Source organism: Vibrio sp. JPW-9-11-11 (assembly GCF_013369335.1).
GTDB lineage: Bacteria > Pseudomonadota > Gammaproteobacteria > Enterobacterales > Vibrionaceae > Vibrio.
Genome location: NZ_SZQJ01000036.1, coordinates 133,324 through 153,084 on the forward strand (window position 1 = coordinate 133,324; position 19,761 = coordinate 153,084).

Genomic DNA, 19,761 nt, shown 5'->3' on the forward strand with positions numbered 1-19,761 from the left:
TGGACCAGATCGCGCAGCTTAACGCTCTACCCATAGTAAAAAAGCCGTGTAAACACGGCTTTCTTTACTCACTGACAACCATTAATTCAGGTATTCACACAGGTACGCGGTCGGCTGTTCAACTTGTAAGTCAAAGGAAGCATCACCCGCGACGTTAAACGATTCTCCGTCACGATATGTCACCCACTCTGCATCGGGGGCCAACTTAACCGTCAAGGCACCTTTAACGACGGTCATACGCTCTGGGGCTGCAGTCCCAAACGTGTACGCTCCCGGTAACATCACACCTATACTTAACTCTTGATCTTGCTGGCAAAACGCCAACGACTGCACTTGGCCTTCAAAGTATCGGTTCGCTTTAATCATTTCATCCTCCATGATCCATTCAACATTAGCGACTTGCTCGTTTTAGCCTAAATTCGCCTGGTCAGCAATCACTCGATGCAACCACAGCCAAACCTAGATAGCCATGATCCACCACTGTTATTAAGCTATGCAATCATATGGGCTAGACACTTCTCTGTTTGACAAAGGAAATGGCTGCAATACATGCGCTCTACCCACTGAAATCCCGTTTTCTCATCTAGGATGATATGAGCTAAACTTGACAACTAGGGCAATACTTAAACGTGGTTCTGGGGTCGAGTTCAAACTTCTTTCTATCACAATTGCGTTGAGAATCGATCTCTTCCAATCTAGCTAGCCGCGACTTGCAGTATCCTTTATAGGGGGATGAGTACATTACATTATGACCCGAAGCTCAACGTTTAAAACCGTCGCCATCAGCGTGTTTATCTTGCTTGCCGTAGGCTTTGCAAGCCTGCTCTACTTTAGCTATCAAGACTATGTGCACCCTAAGCATGTTTATGGAAGATGGATCGAAGTGGGTGCTCCGCCCTATCAAACCGAAGTGCTTGAGCTTAACGCTCAGGGGGTGTTTCGTAACGAGCGCTTGATCGCGACTCAGTTTGAATTTGATGGCAAACAAGTGTTTATTAAAACCGGTAAGGGTACCTCCATCTATCAAATAGCAGGGACATTCGACTCACCTCAATTGCGACGACTGCAACCTAACAGCCCTACTCAACGCTTTGTCAAAGAAGGGTTTGAACAAACCATCGATATGGAAGGCGGCGGTTCGGCTAAGAACCGCCGTTCGGCTCTGTCTGACCATTTTAGCCAATAATAACCGCGGACTGGGCTCTGGTTTGTGACCGCTCTAGCTCGTATACTGAGTTTACACGTCAGCTAGTTAGCCTAACATAATGAATAACCTCAAAGACTACCTTCCACAACACGTTTTATCACTACTCGACAGTTGGGACAGTAACGTTGTTCTGATCACTTTCGCCAGCCTGCTTGCCTGGATTTGTTGGCGGTTGGTGTACAACCAGCTTGAAGTGCTGGTGACTACCACCCGCTTTTATTGGGATGACCTGGTTCTCGAAGCAGTAAAAACCCCTGTCAGTGCATTGATCTGGTGCTGGCCCGCTACCCTCTCTTTTGGCTTTTTACTAGAAGATTACACAACCTCCCAACTCGACTGGCTCAGTACGCTCAAGGAGCTACTGCTGATCGCCATCTTTTTATGGGTAGTCATCCGCCTCATTAACAATGTTGAAGAGTACATTCTCGACCAGCGAAAACGCGACGAAACCACAGTGCAAGCAGTGGCCAAAGTGGCGCGGTTATTTTTCGTCGTTATTGCTACCTTAACCGTGATGCAAGCCTTCGGTCTGAGCTTATCGGGATTACTCACGTTTGGTGGTGTCGGCGGGTTAGTGGTGGGTTTTGCTGCGAAAGACTTACTTTCAAATTTCTTCGGCGGGATGATGATTTACTTTGACCGTCCGTTTAAGGTTGGCGATTGGATCCGCTCTCCCGACCGAGAGATCGAAGGCACTGTCGAACGTATTGGTTGGCGCATGACCATCATTCGTACCTTTGACAAAAGACCGCTCTATGTTCCCAACTCCGTGTTTAGTAATATCGTGGTCGAAAACCCTTCACGCATGCAAAATCGTCGTATTAAAGAGGATATCGGTCTTCGCTATAAAGATGGCGATAAAGTGGATGTGATCGTAACCGAGATAAAAGAGATGCTTAAATCACATCCAGATATCGATGCAAAACAGACCCTTATCGTCAATTTTAACGGGTTTGGACCTTCTTCGCTGACCTTGATGGTGTACACTTTCACAAAAACGGTGAACTGGATTCGCTATCACAAAGTCAAGCAAGACGTCCTGTTGAAGATCTACGCCATCATTCAGCAGCATGGGGCGGATATCGCCTTCCCAACTCAAACGATTCAACTCGAGCCACAACATGCCGGCACAAGCGATCAGCCATCTCACCTAACCAGCTAACCAGCTAACCAGCTAACCAGCTAACCAGCATAGTCAGTAGCCCGCTTTCAGGGCTACTGCAGCGCGACCTCTCTCTCAACCGTATCGTCCATTTTTGACGCTCTGGCATACAGCCAAATCATAGTTACACTAACAATAAAACAGAGACCAAACAGCCAACTCGCACCAAACCATTCTATCATCGCGCCACCGACAATAGGGCCAAGAGCGAAGCCAAGAGAGTACAAGGCGGTTGCACCAAAGTAAGAGCCTCGCAGATGAGCAGGCGCCAAACGGTCAATCTGAACGTTCAGTGTCGGAAAAGTAATCACCTCGCCGAGGCTAATAATGAAACAAGCTAGTGCCCACCCCAAGGCAGAGTCATTGGGTGATACAATGAAGGCCATTTGACCGACAGCAATGAGCACCATGCCGATTCTCGTCCGCGCAAATAGTGGTACACGCTCAAGCATTTTCAGCAAAGGAAACTGGAATAAAACAATCGTTGCGGTGTTTACAACCATTAACATTGCAATCAAGCTCGCAGCGCCTTCTATACCACTACGCACGATGACCTGCGGAACAGAAGACTCCAACTGAGCATAAACGAACATTAACAATAAGTTGGCCACCAGCAACAAAACAAACACCTTATCACGAGCGATGACCTTCAAAGTTTGAGTGAAATTGGGCAGCAGAGGGGAGTCGGCCGCCTGATTGACTTTGGCACTCTTGCGTTCAACACCAAATAGGATCCAAAACGCATAAACAAGGTGAGTAAAGCCTGTGATCAGAAAAAGGCTCTGTGGCTGGGCCAATGCCAGCGTCACCCCTATGAGAGGGCCAACTGCTCCACCAATATTGAGTAAAAAATAGCGTAAGTTAAGCGCTAACTCTCTATCTTTAAGGTCGGCTAAGGAGTCTCCGATGACCGCTTTAGCTGGTCCATCGATCATTGGACGCATGAAACCCGTCAGCAGAATGAGCAGATGGAAATGCCACATTTCGCTAGCAAGGGCGATGCCACTGTAAGCGACGAAACCTAGAACACACCCTATGACCATCAGCCACTTACGACCAAACTTATCCGACAAGTAACCAGAATAGACGCCAACGAGTGAACCAACTAGCGCTGAGGCGGCTAACATAGCGCCTACTTCGATTGCTGATGCGTTGTAATCCTGATAGAGAAACACGACCAAAAACGGCCACGCCATAAAGTAACTGGTTCTGGCTATCAGCACGCCAATCAGCACAGTCCATACTGGCAGATTAAAACGCTTTACCCTTTGCCATTCAAAAAGACTCTGCTCTTTTTCCATACGCTACCCCTTAAGCCAACCAGTTTCATATTGTTAACTCAGTATACAAACAATTAACACAAACAAAAGCTTTATTCTCATTCATATAAAAAAGCCTGCTAACAGCAGACTTTAATGAGAAAAGACATTCATAATCATATGGTTAATTATATAATTCTTGCGTACTTAAACTCACATTAGACAGATGATATGGCGAGTTTTTCCACCAAAATGTGGTTTTCATTCTTTCTGTCACTGCTAATGTCTCTCCCACCATAGGTGTGACCAAATGTGCACCTGCCACCTGCGCTTCTGCGATCAAATCTGTGATCGGTTCATCCCACTTGTAAGCAAACAACTCGTAAGTAGACCAGTGCACAGGAAACAGTTGTTCAGCATCAAGATCTTGGAAAGCTTGCATCGTGTGTCTGGCTTGCATATGCCCCCAGTTCTCAACCGGAAAGCCACGACCATTTTTTACATTCGCGGCGACTTCGATAAAGGCGATATCGAACGGTCCCAGCTTTTTGCCGATTTGGCTAAAGTGGTCATCATACGCACTGTCTCCGCTATAGAAAAACGAACCATTTTGCCCCTTAATAGCCCACGAGCACCACAGTGTCGAATTTGAATCAAAACCAGTACGACCAGAGTTATGATTGGCGGGCGTTGAAGTAAATGTGACACCATCAATACTCGCCTCTTGCCACCAGTCAAACTCATTGATTTTGCTTGGATCCACCCCCCATGACTCCAGGTGGCGCCCGACTCCAAGAGGAACAAAAAACTTTACGTCCTCATTAGCAAAGTGGCGAACGGTAGACTCTTCAAGGTGGTCGTAGTGATCATGAGAAATAACAATGACATCAGGAACCGGTACCTGACCGCGTTCCAAAGGCGCATCAAGGTTCCGCTTAAATAAAGATTTCGCCACCCAAGGTGACGCATAGTCAAACACAGGGTCAATCAGGATACGGATGTTATCCAGGTCGATGAAAAGGCTTGAATGGCCAAGCCAGGTCACGCGCATCTGTTCACTTCTCTGGTTTAACAGAGCGAGATTGGTTGGATAGTGAGGCAGTTTGTGACTGGGCTTAAACGAAGATCTTTCAAAGAAAAACTGTCTCATAACTTCAAGCGTACTCTCATCTGAAGTAACACTTGGCATTCTTGTGACCGCTTTGCCCTCTTTGAACTGCGGTGACTGCGCAATACGCTCAGCTCTTTGTCGCTCACTCTGTTGACGAGCCTGATTGCTATCATGGGCAATACACTGATTGTATCCCAACATACCCAACACGGAAATTACTGAGGCTTTAATCACATTACCCATAGTCATCACTGGTCCACTATCCAATAAAGTAAACGATAGTGTATACTTTATGAACTACCAGAGAAAAAGTAAACACCATCGTTTACTTTTATTTTATCAGGTCGCTATAATGATAAAAAGAAGTGATATAAAACAAGAAGATATCATCAAATCTGCGATTGAAGTTTTTTCTCAGAAAGGCTTCAATCAGGCCAGTATGGAAGGTATTTCTAAACAGGCAGGCGTCTCAAAGCGCACCCTGTATAAGTATTACCCCAATAAAGAAGCCTTGTTTGATGTGATTGTCGATAACCTGATGTGTCGCTTTGATGAGCAATATGACGTTGAGTTTGAACCGTCGCAGCCTGTCGACCAACAATTGCTACAACTAACACTGAAACAGATGTGTTATATCAGCAATCAGGATTTTCAACTCACCGCTCGACTAGTCATGGCTGAATGTATTCGCTGCCAGGAAACCTCTAAGCTACTGGTGAGTAAATTTGAGTCTATCGAAGACTCATACGGACTACAGAAATGGGCTCAGCAAGGTATTGATGCTGGCGTGTTGCAAATACCAGACATTGGCACGGCCATCGAGCAGTATGTCGGCAGTATTAAGGCCGTCGTCTTCTGGCCACAGTTGGTCGCTCATTTACCACCGCCCACCGGCGAACAAGTGGAACAAGCAGTAAAAATGGCGGTCGCGAGTTTTGTCGCGACTTATCAGATTAATGATCATCAGTAACTCAACACTGAGCGAAAAAAACGCCCCTTGGTCAGGGGCGTTTTGCGTTAGTTGTTATCGTGTAGCATGACATGGTCTAATAAAGAAGCCACCATATCGTGCTGCGACATCGCATCAAAGCCGCTATCAAGTTGATGAGCGAGGTTTTCTACCACGATTGACTGCTCTTGTGTCCCAGCTCCGCCAGGGTGAATATGCAGCTCAACATTGTCGCCATCTACGGTAACATCAAGGTGCTCAAGCAAGCTATCCATATCCAACGCGTTCTGCTTAAGCTCAGGAAGAACTTCACGCAAGTCTATTTTGTCCCCTTCACTCACCTGAAAGCCCTGAATCGTATCCAGCGAGCCATCATCAATATGGTCCCAGACAAATGTATCCATGCCAGTACCACCGACTAGAATATCCGAACCTAAACCACCATAAATAACGTCATCACCATCACCGCCAATCAGGGTATCATTACCATCACCGCCGACTAATAGGTCGTCACCACTGCCACCAATCAGCGTGCTATCAGAGCCACTACCATCGAGGCGAACCGCTTCGGTCTCCGAGGCGCGATTTACCTCCAAGTCAGCCACAGTGTCGACTACATTGAGATTGATCTCGATATGATGACTCGACTCAGCCTGATCGATGATGCTGCCGTCTTGGGCGAGTTCATGCGACAGCGCAGTGAACTGTAGTGTATGCGCACCCTCAGGTGCACCTTTGATGGTTAAACCTTCAATCGCTTGAGAGGACACTTGCCATACATCACCAACCAGAGTGACCAAACCCGTGCTGCTCTCGACCGTTGCTCCAGCGGGTACACCTTTCACTTCCAAAGTGAGCGCTTCACTGGTATCGGTTAACGCCGCCATGATGCCAACAATCGCTATTCCATCTGTACTAGCACTTTGCGTTGCAGTAATGTTTTTGTTGAATTCGTACCTGCTATCAAGTGTTAAGGTTGGCGCATCCGCTACTGGATTAACAGCAAGGGTGTAGTGCTTAGGCTCTGCCTCTAGCGCAAGACCTGAAGAGTTCCAACTGTCTTTCGCTGTGACTTGCAGAACGACGCGATTAGCCGACACTGAACTCGCATCAATAAACACCCCAACATCACTTTTTGGCTGATCAAGTAACGCATTTAGATCCGAGATCGTCCCCGATAAGGTGAGATTACCACTACCGCTCCCTGTCGCAGTGACACTCGAACCAGTAGGAACCACGAGAGAAAGCGAACCGTCGTCGACGCTTAGAGTGACCGTCATCAGGTCATTAGCCGCAGCGCCAACGTAATCGACATCACTGACTGAGATCCCGGTTAACTGCTGGTTCACATCTTCATCAATCTGCGCGGTAATGTGATCAATATTCAGCACTGGCGCATCATTGACCTCAGTCACGTTAATCACGAAGCTTGTCTGGTTGGTTGAAGAGCTAGTGCTATCACCCGGATCCATCGCGCCGTTATTACCACCATCATCGACCGTCGTGGTCACTGTAACCGGCCCGTTAAAGTCCAAATCGGGTTTAAAGATAATGTTACCCGCAGCCAACGCCGCGTTAATGTCAGCGATTTTACCTGTGGCAACCAGACTGCCATCTGCTGCAAGTGTAAAGTTCACATTCGCATCGTCAAGGAACTCAAGGGCGCCTTTATCGACTTGTAAGGTGAGCGTATAAGTCGCATCTGGGTCATCGTAAGTCGCATCAATATCAGCAATGCCAAATTGGTTAAGCGCGAGGCCGCCAACCACATCTTCTGACGTCTCTAGATTGATGACGTTGACGAAAGTAGGTTGATCGTTAACCGAGTCAATCACCAGATCGACATCAAATTCGGTTTTCGGCCCCAAGGCGCCATTGTCTACTGACTGGACCGCGATATGAATTGGGCTATCAATGCCTAACGCATTGCCACTGTCGCTGTTGTGCTGGCCAGAATTGAACACAATCTTATCCAGTTGTTGAGCAGGGATCTCTAGTACCCATACCTTGCCATGACTACCAGCGGCTACCGCTGCTGGTGTCACCCCATCTGGATAGTAGATGGTTGCGCCAGCAGGCACATTGCTGACTTCAACTCGAACGGTTTCTGCTGGATTTTCAGTGACATTGCTATGCGGTGTTGCCGACAGCGCCTTATCAATCACTGAAGCGTTAATCACAATATCGATGTTCTGCCCTTCAGAGCCAGAGACAGAGTCTGTGGCATCGGTGTCAACAATGTCGCCGATTGGGTTCACCGTAATCTCAAATTCAGGTAGATTTTTCGCCGGCGTTGGCACGCCAAGCAAAGACTCCTGAGTAAAGACGGTGACGCCAAACTTAACCGTGCCACTGAAATGCTTAGGTGGTTGCACCGTAATCGCACTTAAATCGAGTGAGTCTGTAGTGCCTGCTGGCAGTTTGACACTCCATTCGCCGCCACCGTTGTTTTTTACTGTGTAGCCGTCGTTGGCATTGAGTAAGAAGCCATCTGGCACGCCGGTAAACTTAATCGAGACAAAGCTTTCTGAACCATCAGTATCGGTCAGTTCGATCAACACTGGAGCTGAACGGCTGCCCAATGCGATGGCTTGGTCTTCCTCACCGACAATTTCAATCTTAGTCGCGCTACCCGGCCCTGTGACTTTGACATCGTCAACCACAGGCGTGACTTCAAAACTCACACTAGTGCTAAAGCTACCTTTGTGTTGAGCAGAGCTTTCAAAACCTGGCTGGTTAAATTCCGCTGTATCGGTCACTTCGCCCGTCACATTAATTTGCACCGTATTCTGGTCATTGCCTGTAGGATAATTCTCTTTCGGTCTGAACAAGATATTATTCAACGCACCATTGTCTATCTCAGCTCTACTAAAGGTAAGAGAGGTGCCTAACGCGCTTCCAGAGTGATCATAAAACTGCCCAATCGCAGTATCGGCCAACGTTAAGGTGAGTGACGTCAGTGACTCTTCCCCCCCTTCTACACCGCTAACTTGGTCGGCAAACTCAGAGCCAAAAGCAAGCTGAATGTAGCTGTCTTCATAACCCAGTTTATCGGCGCCCGCTTGGCCATCTTGGTCGATAGGATTGAAGCTGCCGTCTAGTGAGCCTGTAACCTCAGCAGTAATCGTTGGCGCGTGGCCCGTTTGCACATCGGCGATTGGTGTGATTTGAACCACTACCGACTCAGATCGAGTGAGTTCGTCGCCCGACGCTCTGTCGGTCGTGATCACGGTGATCGGCAACTCGAAATCCCCTGAGTAGTCTTTCGGCGGAGTAATGGTTAATCCATCCAAGCCGGTGATCTTGCCCTCTGCGGTGAGTGTCGCTTGGAAAACATAACGACCATCGGTAAAGTCTTCACTGGCGCCTAAGATATCAATGTTACCCACCGAAGTTTTGCTATCAATGACCAGGGTAATCATATCTTCGTGCCCATCATCAGAAAGCACTTTCAACAGAGGCTCTAGCTGCGCGCCAAGGTCTATTTGAGTATCCTCAATGCCTGTCACGATTTGATTGTCGGTCAAATCTAGCTCACCCGCTTTGTAATCACCGCCATCAAGATCCGCCGGGAACGACAAAGTAACACTGGTAGAGCGCTGCTCGACATCACTGCGCTTGCTGCCGTTGTCGCCTTTATCAACCACTTCGGCGAAAATCGTCAGACCGATATCACTGTGTGGCTTGCCGCCAAGCGAATAGGACAAGCCATTGGGCGCTTTAATACTAAATGCCTGTTCATTCGTGATAACCCAGCGCCCAGCGCCTTCGTAGACAGCGCCATCAATAAACAGCTGGTCCATCACCTGCTCATCGGTCACACTAAACTGCACCACTAGCTGAGTCACGACTTCGTTCGGTTCGCCCGCTAAGCCAGATTCGTCCGTCTCTTGGTAGCGAATCACAAACTCGCCGCTTTGGTCCGCTTTGTGGCTGTTGGTCGTGAAGTGAATACTGCCGTCAGGGTTGGCGGCAATATTGCTACCCGCAACGCCCGCTTCGCTCTCAACCACCAGTCGGTTATTGACATCTTGTGGCTCAACAATCGGCTTAACCTCCACCGTGATAGTGCCATGCAAGGTTTCTTGCGCGCGCTCAATCTCATCCGTGGGCTGACCCATTGCATGCTCGTGATTAACCTCTTCCACTTCAATCGTGGTTTTCAGCTCAAAGTGAGTACTTGAGTCTTTAGGCGGGATAATGTGAATAAAGCCTGGTTGCAGAGCTATCTCGGTAAATTTCTCCGGCGTTTGACCGCTCTCAGGGGTAATGGTCAACTCACCGGTTGCGCTATCAAAGTTCCATACCACACCACCAGCAACGCTTACTTGAGCACCATTTGGAATCCCCTCAATCATAATCGAAGTGACGATCTCATCTTTGTCGGTGTAAGCCGTGTCTAACCTTGGATGCCAGTCGATGTCGATCGCGGTATCTTCATTGCCAACCGACGTGTTGGTATAGTTATCTGGCGTGTCGATAACAGGCTCAACTTTGACCTTAACCACTTGATCAAAGCTGCGACTATGACCATCGTTTTCTGTTACCACAATGGTCGCTTTTATCTCAATATTTTCCGTTGAAGAGCTCGCTGGTTTAATCACAATCCCAGTATTGTTCTGCTCTTGAGTAATGTTGGCTTCATACATTGGCTGGCCGTTATCATCGTAGCCAACAAAGTTGAGACCAATCTCTTTGCCGGCGCTATCTTCAACCACCACACCGTGCGGAATATTGGACAGTACCACAGTCACCGACTCTGAATTATCACTCGATCTTTCCGTTAACTCGCCAGAGCGTACAGTGAAGTTAAGCTCAGCTTTACCATTCTCATCAATCTTGGTCTCGACGCCAACTTGCTTGCCGTCTTCAGTCATGACATGCCACTCAGTGGTGCCTTTCGAGTCTTCAATCGGGATAATCTTAGGCAGGTCCGCAACGCCTTTCACTTCAACATTAACGGTTTTGGTGCCAATCACTTGAGTATCGATGTGAGTGACATTCCCCGAAAGCTGGGCGGTATCCTTCACCACGCCAGTAACATCAAACTTAAAGTCATGGTTGTTGTGCAGATCAGGAATGACTTCAACGTACTTCAGTTGATCGTAAGGGATTTCTTGGTAGGTTTTGCCATCCACAGTTACGGTCGAGATTTGACTTGGCTCTTGTCCAACCCATTTAAGCTGCGCACCTTCTGTCATCTCTGAAATGCGCGCATGAAGTGTTTCTGAATCATCCATGTCTACAGACGGTTTCATCTCAATCACTTCATTTAAGGTGAATGGCTCATAGTTAGAGTCTCCTGGATCTTTATTCGGATCGTCGATATTGTCTTCATAGATCTGAATACGATGAACACTCAAACTGCCCAAGTCCGCATCAGCTTTCACGTCAATAATGATCGGTTGGGTTTCTGACTCAGCACGACTCTTATCCACCGAGGCTTCTTTATATGGATTACGCTTTTCGGTGGTAATCGCCGTCGCTTCAAGGCGAATTTGCCCAGAGTAATTATCGTTAGGATTGACCTCAACCTGATTGATCTCAGACGCTTTAACTGTATAAATCCCATCCACTGGCGTAAGCACTCGATTACCGATCTGTAGCTCAAAGTGGCCATCACCCTCTATCACTTTAAGCTCATAGGTGATGGTTTCTGGCCGACTGGTATCTTGAGTATTGGCCTCAAGTTGAAGCTGAACCGTGCTTTCATCTTCCACCGTTTCGTAATGGTAGATGCTGTTGTCGTCGTTCCAAATCGCAATATCAGCCACACTCTCGATTTCAATTCTAAAGCTAGAATCAAGCTGATGGTCTTTGCTGCCATGATTATCAATTTGTAGCTGGTAGTGAATTTCAACACCTTTGCCATTAGTCGAGAAGTGACGATCGGGAACAAAGTAGAGGTTATCAATCGTGGCAATAGTATGGCCACCACTTGGCGTAAAGCTTTGCTGAAGAACCGAACCATCAAAGATGATGTCTCCATCAGCATTCGGTTCTAGCTTGTAGAACACACCATTTTGTTGGTAGTAGAAAGTTCCGTGGTGATTACCCGATTCAATGGTCAACTGGCCAATATCTTCGGCGTTGTCTCTATCAAATAGGTCAACAGACAACTCGACTTTAGCAGGTGAGTCCGCCAATCCGCCTTGGTTATCTTGTCTGTTTTCCCACTCAGGCGTATCGCCCGAAGCATAGTTGATTTGCGACTCGCGTCCGGCGTCTTCAAAAGTGGTGACCTTAAGATTGATGGGCTCGGCTTTGTGGTCTGAAATGGTGACATCTAGCGGCACTACAGACGTGTCTTTATCGCCATCCGTCGCAGTCACATTGAGTGTGAAGTTGATTTCGTCGCCGCTGTGCTCAAGATCTGGAGCCGCGGCGAAAGTCACTTGGCCATCAGAATCAACAGCCAACCAACCGATATGACGCTGGCTAACTTGACCACCTGAACTTGTGGTTTGCTCGTAAACAAACAAATGCTGAGAACCTGGCTTCAAATCCACAGCGCTGGTGTAACCGCCATTGCCATCACCAAATACGATGTGTGTGCCGTGACTATTTTGCGTTCCGGCAACTTGGGTCAGAGATGCATGATCGGCGCCTTTATCCGTTTGGTTCGCAAACAGATTGACAGTGCGACTCCAGCCCTCTCCCTCTTCTGTGGTTAACGACTGCGCGATTAAGCTCGGTATATCATCCACCACGCGGATAGGCAGAGTGATCACATTACTCTCATCACCATCAAAATCAGTGGCTTTGATAGTGAAATCGAGCTGCAGGCTATTTTCTCCGTTGCCTGCGGCGTGATCGAGGGATTTAAGCAGCTCGAAACGGTAGCTATGGTCAACCGTGTCGAAAACGATGGTAAACACCGCATCTCCACTTGCCGTTTCAGCAGTGTAACGAAACTCGGTCCCACTTTGTGTCACTGCGCGCCATGACAGCGCTTCACCGCCACTGGTGAGTTCTGCGAGAATGTTGTCGGCATCGGCGAGTTGATATTTAACGACACTATCCGCGCCTTCGGTCACATCGAAATGGCCACTGATTTGTGGCCGCTCATTCTGATCTGAACCTGAATAGGGCAGATCGTCTTCATCGACAACGTGAGTCTGGGCAATATCGGCCAACGTTGGCGTGTCATCGACCAACTTAACCGCCAAGTTCACCGATGGAGATGAATCTCCATCACTATCAAGCGCATAGACGGGGATATTGAGCGTTAAGCTATCTTGCCCTTGGACAGGATGATCGACCTCTTGAAGCAACGTGACTGTGTATTGGTTCAATGTATCTTGGTCAAGCTTAATCGATAAGACATCGACTTCCTTACTCTCGTCTGTCGTGATATAGCCTCGATACACGCCCGGAGAAACGGCTTCAAACACCACGTCCTTGCCACTTGATTTCAATGATGTCGAATGATTGAGTGTCTGCAAATCGATGTTCATTGCCACGACGTCATCGCTGCCCGTCACAAAATCTATCCAACCACTGGTGGTCGTGGCAGCCACTCCTGGATTTGAACCATCGCTCAAACCCGTATCAAAAAGCTCTGCCGCTGTAATGCTGTTAATCACCGGATCTTTGCCATCTGAAATCTCAAGGTCAACCGTACTGGTGAGCGTATCTCCGTCCTTATCGGTGACAGTGACGACGATAGTATGCTTAATAGTCTCGCTGCTCGAATGATTGAGGTCGCTGTTAGCAACAAACGACAGTTTACCGTCCGGAGTAATGACGACCGTACCATCAGTGACTGGGTATTGTGTCTGGCCCGCTACCATGTTTTGCGGCGTACCATCGAATGAAAACGCGCTTACCGCACCATGGTCGGCCCCCGCCTGAGTAATAACGTCAATTTCATTACTCACAGCAGTCCCAATATGGTCAGGCTCGCTAACGCTCAGGCTACCATCAGTCACCACCTGCAGATCATCGCCAATCTTGATCACTAGTTGGCTATTGTCAGAATGATCGTTGTCACTATCGACCGCATAAACAGGAATATTAACGATGAGGCTGTCCTGTCCTTGGGTAGAGTGATCGACTTCTTGATGCAGGGTAACGCTGTACTGACCGAGTGTTTCAAGGTTGATAGTAAGAACGTCGATCTCTTGGTTATCGACAGTGATATAGCCCGTATAAATCCCTGCCGAGACCTCTTTGAGTAAGACACTCTTACCACCAGAGGTTAGCGTCGATGCAGTGTTGAAAGCGTCGACATCAATCCCCATCGCAACCACTTGATCGCTGCCCGTGGTGAAATCAACGTGGCCGGTGGCGGTGATTTCTGTATCGCCGACTTTCGAGCCGTCATTGAGACCTGCTTCATACAGCTCAGCAGCGGCAATAGCGTGAATAACTGGGTCTTTACCGTCCGCAATGGTCACATCAACCGTGCTGGTCAATTGATCACCATCTTTATCCATCACAGTAATCACAATGGTATGGCTAATCGTATCGCTGACTGAATGGTCAAGATCACTGTTGGCAATAAACGACAAGGTGCCATCTGCGCTAATTTTTACCGTGCCATGCGTCACTGAATATTCGGTTTTCCCCTCTTCAAGCGGGTACACTTTGCCATCAAAAGTAAATGACGTTACCTCGCCGTGATCAGCGCCCGCTTGACGGATCACATTCAGCTCGGCGCTCGCCGAGGTGGTACCAAAATCTGGCTCTGTAAGACTCAAACTACCGTCAAACACCACTTGTAAATCGTCGCCCACTTTAATAACGAGTTGCGCACGCTCTGACTGGTCAGAGTCTGCGTCCATCGCGTAAACAGGCAGCGAAATTAAAAGCGAATCCATGCCCTGCAGATCCTGATCCAACGCCTCTAGCAGCTCGATTTTATAATCAGCATTAAACGAAGTACCGCGGCTCACCACGTCATCGATAGTGACTCTAAACACATCGATTCGCGTACCTGAGAGTGTGATGTAGCCAGAATAGACGCCCGCTTGACCATCAATCGCTTCTAGCACGATGGTTTGCCCTTGAGCAGTGATTGCGGACTCTTGCTGCGCCGCATTAAATGCATCGACGTCAACCTGCAGTTGCCTAACCTGATCACTGCCCAACGCACCGCTTAAGGTGCCGCGAAACTCGGTATTCGTATCGCCCACACCAGAGCCATCATTCAGTCCTGCTTCAAAGACTTGCGCTTGTGGAATAGGCTCAAAGCTCGGCTTTGCACCATCACCAATGGTGATCAGAGCGTCAATGGGCTCTCGAATCGCATTGCCGCCACCATCTTTACCTTCAAGCTCGAAAGAGATAATGATCTGGTCATTATCGAAAGCAACCTGACCGCCTCCAATCGATGGAACATGGTCAATAGGCTGAGAAATAGTCGTGGTCAATTCGATCACCACATCTTTGCCAAGATTACTGGTATCGATATCAATACGTAGTACTTCTTCGCCTTCCGCAACGCCAACAATCATGTTTTCAGCTGCGTTGTAGTTGAAAGTGACTGATTGTCCGTTGGACGTAATATCGCTATTCAGCTCACTAATCAGCGAAGCAAGGGAGGCTTCACTGAGAACAAAAGAAGTGGGGTCAAGGGGAAGATCGCCAGCAAAAATGGTAACTGACGTCGTCACTGTGTTTGGGTAGGTCCCTTGAGATAGAGAGCCTTCAACCAAGGTTTCACTGATGCTTTCACCGCCTGCGGCAAAAACCAGTGGTCTGGCTTCGTCATCCGTTTCTGTAGCAGTGCCCGATGTAAAGCCAGTCGTTTCAAAGAAGGTACTGGCGAGTACTTCTGCGCCAGTATAGTCAATAGTCACAAAGCCCGCGTTGGCCGAGCCTACACCAGCACCAGCAGCCGTCGCTTCCAGTAATTGTGTTGGGTCAGCCCCGGCTAAAATGGCATCTTGGATCGCGGCTAGGTTATCGGGGTCAAACGCCGCCTCATTCAGTTGTGACAAATCAAAATTAACTTCGCCTGCAATCGGGGCATTCGGCCACGTGTCCAATCCGTCATCGACAGCAATCCGGTTAGCATCCAAACGAAACTCTGATACAGAGTTATCGAGCAGTATATTTGACTGGTGTGCGGTTAACAGAATGTCACCCAGACTCAGCACATCACCGACAGCGGCTTTTCTTGCATTACCTTGAGGTTTAACAATGACGACATCGCCAGTCACTTGTTGTACGACTGCGGCTTGGCGCACTACATCTACGTCCATAAAGGCTCCCCGATAAACCACCCCAAAAACGTGTTAGGGCGTTGAAATATTTTGTTTCATTCTTAGTGTTATCCGGCAAAAATAGCAAAACTCGCTCACAAAACCAGCGAAATTTAATGACATCATTGTTATTAAGTTTTAGCTAATATGAACCAAAGCAAGACAGGCTGGGGGTTGCGTTCGATCCAACACGACAAATGTGGAAAATAAATGACCAAAATTCTCAACTTTGATACACATGAAGCAACCACAAACACTAGGCGTTCCGCCGAATCAATCGTATTGAACGACCACTCATCCCTAGGTAGACGAAGTGTGAAACAGCTCTGTTTTTGGGGCGTAGAGATTAGGAATGATGTCGGGCAATTGCTGAGCAGCTAAGGTAGGCGAGTATAAAAGCAACAACATCAAGGATGCCACGTGAACAACTCTACAGCTTTTACCCTGACTTTACTCGCTTGTGCGGTGAGTAGCGCAGCGCTAGCAAGCCCTAATTTAACCCTTTCGACCAGCACCACCAGCCGAGACTTTCCCTTGCAAAATGGTCAACCAATTGTGCTGCCACTAACCAAAGACACCTACCAAGTCACCATCTCGGGTATTAATGGTGACTGCCCTGCTATTGATGAGCAGAAAGTGAAGTTTCGCCGCCCACTCAGCTTAAATTGCGGTAAAGAAACCCAACTACCACTAAACATACGCTTCAAGGGCGACTACTCATTTTCATACAACGCTACGGACAACACACTCACGGTGGCACGTGAGGCTAAAAAGAGTAGTAAGACTTTTGTTCGCCCTATGCCTAACGTCGAATGCGAAGTCTATGGCGGAGATGAAGTCAGCATAGCTTTAGACAACACGTTTGCAGATGGAACGCTGCTTAGAGATGCGTTAAGTGGTCAAGAAATTGAAGTGAAAGATGGCCAAGTGACCTTGACTCCGTCACCCGCTAGTGGCGGCCTAGTGTTGCTTGAGGCCGCCAATCGTACCGCTGACAACGCGGCATTTACCTACCACAACGCCAATATATACTTTGTGATGGTTGATCGTTTCCACAACGGTAATACCCACAACGATCTGAGTTACGGACGCCAAAAGGACAACCAACAAGAAGTGGGCACTTTTCATGGCGGCGATCTGCAAGGCGTGATTGATAAACTCGATTACATTCAGAGCCTTGGCACCGATGTGATTTGGTTATCGCCTATCGTTGAACAGGTTCACGGCTTTGTCGGCGGCGGTGAAAGTGGCAGCTTTCCTTTCTACTCTTATCACGGTTATTGGACGCGAGATTTTACTAAAATCGACCAAAACTTTGGTGGTGAAGAAGACCTTCGCCAACTGGTGACCGAAGCCCACAAGCGTGGCATGAAAGTATTCCTCGACGCTGTACTCAATCATGCAGGCTATGCGACTTTGGCGGACTTACAGCTCGATGGTATTGAGGTGGTTAACCTCGACAAGATGCCGAGCCAATGGTCACAATGGGCACCAAAGCCTGGAGAAAATTGGCATCGTTTTAACGATGCCATTAACTATCAAAGCGAGCAATGGGCAAATTGGTGGGGCCCCGACTGGATTCGAGCAGGCCTTCCAGGTTATCCCAAACCAGGCAGCAGCGACACAACCATGAACTTGGCCGGACTGCCCGACTTTCAAACCGAGTCGAACAAGGCGGTCACACCACCACAATGGCTACTGAATAACCCAGCAACACGAGTTCAAGCGCGAGAAAACTACACAGTCGCCGACTATTTGGTTGAATGGCAGGCCGATTGGGTGAAACGTTTCGGCATCGATGGCTTTCGGGTTGATACCGTCAAACACGTTGAAGGCGACGTGTGGAGGCAACTCAAACAAGCCGCGAGCGCAAACCTCAGCCATTGGCGCGCGCAGAATGGCCAGCAAGGCGAACCATTTTGGATGATGGGCGAAGTATGGGGGCACTCCGCTTATCGCTCACCTTATGCGGACCAAGGGTTTGATGCTTTAATCAACTTTGATATGCAGAAAAAACTCGACAAAGGCGCGGCATGTTTCAGCCAAATGCAGGATGTCTATCAGAACTACTCGGAGTCGATCCAATCAACGCCAGACTTCACACCTGTTAGCTATATGTCATCCCACGATACCGAACTGTTCTTCAATCGTTTCAAGTCATTCGACATGCAGCGCAATGCCGCCAATGCCCTACTTCTTAGCCCTGGTGCAGTACAAATTTACTACGGTGATGAAGTGGGTCGAGAATTAGGGCCATACGCAGACGATTTCCATCAAGGAACTCGCTCCGATATGGTATGGACACTGGATAAAGAAAGAGCGCAACTGCTGTCACACTGGAGAAAGCTCGGTCAATTCCGTCAAAGTCACCCGGCTATCGGGGCAGGGGTACACAAGCAGATTGTCAACAAAGGGGCTTATGTATTCTCCAGAACCTTAGCTGATGACAAGGTGGTCGTGGCCTATTTGGGCCGCTAAAATCATAAACGCCAGCGGCTTAAAACCGTGACATTAAAAAAGCTCCCGAGGGAGCTTTTTTGTTATCAATACCAAGTGCTTACTTGTTATTGCGACGAGCGGCAACGGCATCGGCTAGCTGGCGAAGCACTTTTTCTGTGTCTTCCCAACCTATACATGCATCAGTGATCGACTGACCGTAAGTAAGAGTCTCGCCTTCCACCAGATCCTGACGACCTTCAACCAAGTGTGATTCAATCATCACGCCGAAGATCGCATCTTCGCCACCTGAAATCTGGCTCGCGACATCTTCAGCGACAACCATCTGACGTTGATACTGTTTAGAGCTATTTGCGTGGCTGAAGTCAATCATCACTTTTTGTGGCAAACCGGATTTCTCAAGCTCTTGCTTGATAGCACCAACATGGTCAGCGCTGTAGTTTGGCTCCTTACCGCCACGAAGAATGATATGGCAATCCGGGTTACCCGCGGTTTCAATGATTGCCGAATGACCGTACTTAGTCACAGAGAGGAAGTGGTGTGAAGCACTGGCTGAACGAATCGCATCGGAGGCGATCTTAATGTTGCCATCGGTGCCATTTTTGAAACCGACTGGACATGAGATACCCGACGCGAGCTCGCGGTGCACCTGCGATTCAGTCGTACGCGCGCCAATCGCGCCCCAGCTGATCAAGTCTGCGACGTATTGCGGTGAAATCATATCTAAGAACTCACTCGCCGTCGGCATGCCCAAATCCGTCAAATCGAGCAGCAGTTTACGCCCCATACGCAAACCATCGTTGATCTTAAAGGTATCGTTTAGGTAAGGGTCGTTGATAAGGCCTTTCCAACCCACTGTGGTACGTGGTTTTTCGAAGTAAACACGCATGACGACTTCTAGGCGGTCGCCAAGCTCGTCACGCAGAACCTTTAGACGTTTGCCGTATTCAATCGCAGCTTCTGGGTCATGGATTGAGCAAGGGCCGATAATCACCAGCAAGCGGTCATCTTTGCCTTTGAGAATATTTGAAATCGCTTCGCGAGAACGAAACGTAGTCGAAGCAGCAGATTCGGTTGCAGGAAACTTCTCTAAAACGGCAACTGGTGGTAATAATTCTTTGACTCTATTAATTCGTACATCATCGGTTTGAAACATTGCTTACTTCTTCCTATTTCTCTTTAATGGAGCGCAACACTCAAATAAGGTGGTGAAAAAACGCTCACGCTGTCTTGGTCCTGTCTCTGTAACTTATCTATCAAAAACCAAGCTTGCAACCACTATTTTTATCAAAAGGCAATATTTTTACTATTTTTACGCTTTACATAGAGTGTAAAAAAATAATTACACACATTAAAGCTGTTACTCTTATGGGGTTCCGTTACGATACTGTTACGTTCAAGATGAAAT

At 48.1% G+C, this 19,761-nt stretch carries 9 protein-coding genes; 4 read left to right on the top strand and 5 right to left on the bottom strand.

The genetic code is table 11. The features are described from left to right. Positions 1-81: 81 nt before the first annotated feature. Positions 82-366: a pyrimidine/purine nucleoside phosphorylase gene (ppnP, locus tag FCU94_RS16500; RefSeq protein WP_176289567.1), complete on the bottom strand. Its 285-nt coding sequence runs from the start codon at positions 364-366 to the stop codon at positions 82-84. A gap of 382 nt (positions 367-748) precedes the next feature. Here ppnP and FCU94_RS16505 point away from each other — a divergent pair, with 382 nt between their 5' ends. Next, positions 749-1,186 (top strand): DUF2850 domain-containing protein, encoded by a 438-nt coding sequence (locus tag FCU94_RS16505; RefSeq protein WP_176289568.1) that lies wholly within the window; start codon positions 749-751, stop codon positions 1,184-1,186. Between the two features lie 79 nt (positions 1,187-1,265). Then, positions 1,266-2,369, top strand: coding sequence for a mechanosensitive ion channel family protein (locus FCU94_RS16510; protein WP_176289569.1), 1,104 nt, complete (start codon positions 1,266-1,268; stop codon positions 2,367-2,369). A 53-nt stretch (positions 2,370-2,422) separates the two neighbouring features. Here the strand turns inward: FCU94_RS16510 and FCU94_RS16515 are convergent, their stop codons facing one another. Beyond that, entirely contained in the window at positions 2,423-3,670 is a 1,248-nt protein-coding gene (locus tag FCU94_RS16515; protein WP_176289570.1) for an MDR family MFS transporter, read from the bottom strand. 142 nt (positions 3,671-3,812) lie between these two features. Then, on the bottom strand, positions 3,813-4,988 hold the full coding sequence (locus FCU94_RS16520; RefSeq protein WP_176289571.1) for an MBL fold metallo-hydrolase: 1,176 nt from the start codon (positions 4,986-4,988) through the stop codon (positions 3,813-3,815). Between the two features lie 103 nt (positions 4,989-5,091). On the opposite strand from FCU94_RS16520, the gene FCU94_RS16525 reads away from it, so the two are divergent. Continuing rightward, on the top strand, positions 5,092-5,709 hold the full coding sequence (locus tag FCU94_RS16525) for a TetR/AcrR family transcriptional regulator (RefSeq protein ID WP_176289572.1): 618 nt from the start codon (positions 5,092-5,094) through the stop codon (positions 5,707-5,709). 47 nt (positions 5,710-5,756) lie between these two features. On the opposite strand, the gene FCU94_RS16530 is transcribed toward FCU94_RS16525, so the two are convergent. Further along, positions 5,757-15,896, bottom strand: coding sequence for a retention module-containing protein (locus tag FCU94_RS16530; protein WP_176289573.1), 10,140 nt, complete (start codon positions 15,894-15,896; stop codon positions 5,757-5,759). 420 nt (positions 15,897-16,316) lie between these two features. Here FCU94_RS16530 and FCU94_RS16535 point away from each other — a divergent pair, with 420 nt between their 5' ends. Next, the gene (locus FCU94_RS16535) at positions 16,317-18,374 is read left to right on the top strand and encodes an alpha-amylase (protein WP_176289574.1); all 2,058 of its coding nucleotides are present in this window, start codon (positions 16,317-16,319) and stop codon (positions 18,372-18,374) included. A gap of 79 nt (positions 18,375-18,453) precedes the next feature. Here the strand turns inward: FCU94_RS16535 and aroG are convergent, their stop codons facing one another. Then, positions 18,454-19,509 (bottom strand): 3-deoxy-7-phosphoheptulonate synthase AroG, encoded by a 1,056-nt coding sequence (gene aroG, locus FCU94_RS16540; protein ID WP_176289575.1) that lies wholly within the window; start codon positions 19,507-19,509, stop codon positions 18,454-18,456. Between the last annotated feature and the right edge of the window lie 252 nt (positions 19,510-19,761).

What these genes read in the sequence shown, in the direction of transcription:
- FCU94_RS16530 (WP_176289573.1), bottom strand. Translation starts at nt 15,896, where the DNA reads ATGGACGTAGATGTAGTGCGCCAAGCCGCAGTCGTACAACAAGTGACT.
- FCU94_RS16510 (WP_176289569.1), top strand. Translation starts at nt 1,266, where the DNA reads ATGAATAACCTCAAAGACTACCTTCCACAACACGTTTTATCACTACTC.
- FCU94_RS16520 (WP_176289571.1), bottom strand. Translation starts at nt 4,988, where the DNA reads ATGACTATGGGTAATGTGATTAAAGCCTCAGTAATTTCCGTGTTGGGT.
- FCU94_RS16505 (WP_176289568.1), top strand. Translation starts at nt 749, where the DNA reads ATGACCCGAAGCTCAACGTTTAAAACCGTCGCCATCAGCGTGTTTATC.
- FCU94_RS16515 (WP_176289570.1), bottom strand. Translation starts at nt 3,670, where the DNA reads ATGGAAAAAGAGCAGAGTCTTTTTGAATGGCAAAGGGTAAAGCGTTTT.
- FCU94_RS16525 (WP_176289572.1), top strand. Translation starts at nt 5,092, where the DNA reads ATGATAAAAAGAAGTGATATAAAACAAGAAGATATCATCAAATCTGCG.
- ppnP (WP_176289567.1), bottom strand. Translation starts at nt 366, where the DNA reads ATGATTAAAGCGAACCGATACTTTGAAGGCCAAGTGCAGTCGTTGGCG.
- aroG (WP_176289575.1), bottom strand. Translation starts at nt 19,509, where the DNA reads ATGTTTCAAACCGATGATGTACGAATTAATAGAGTCAAAGAATTATTA.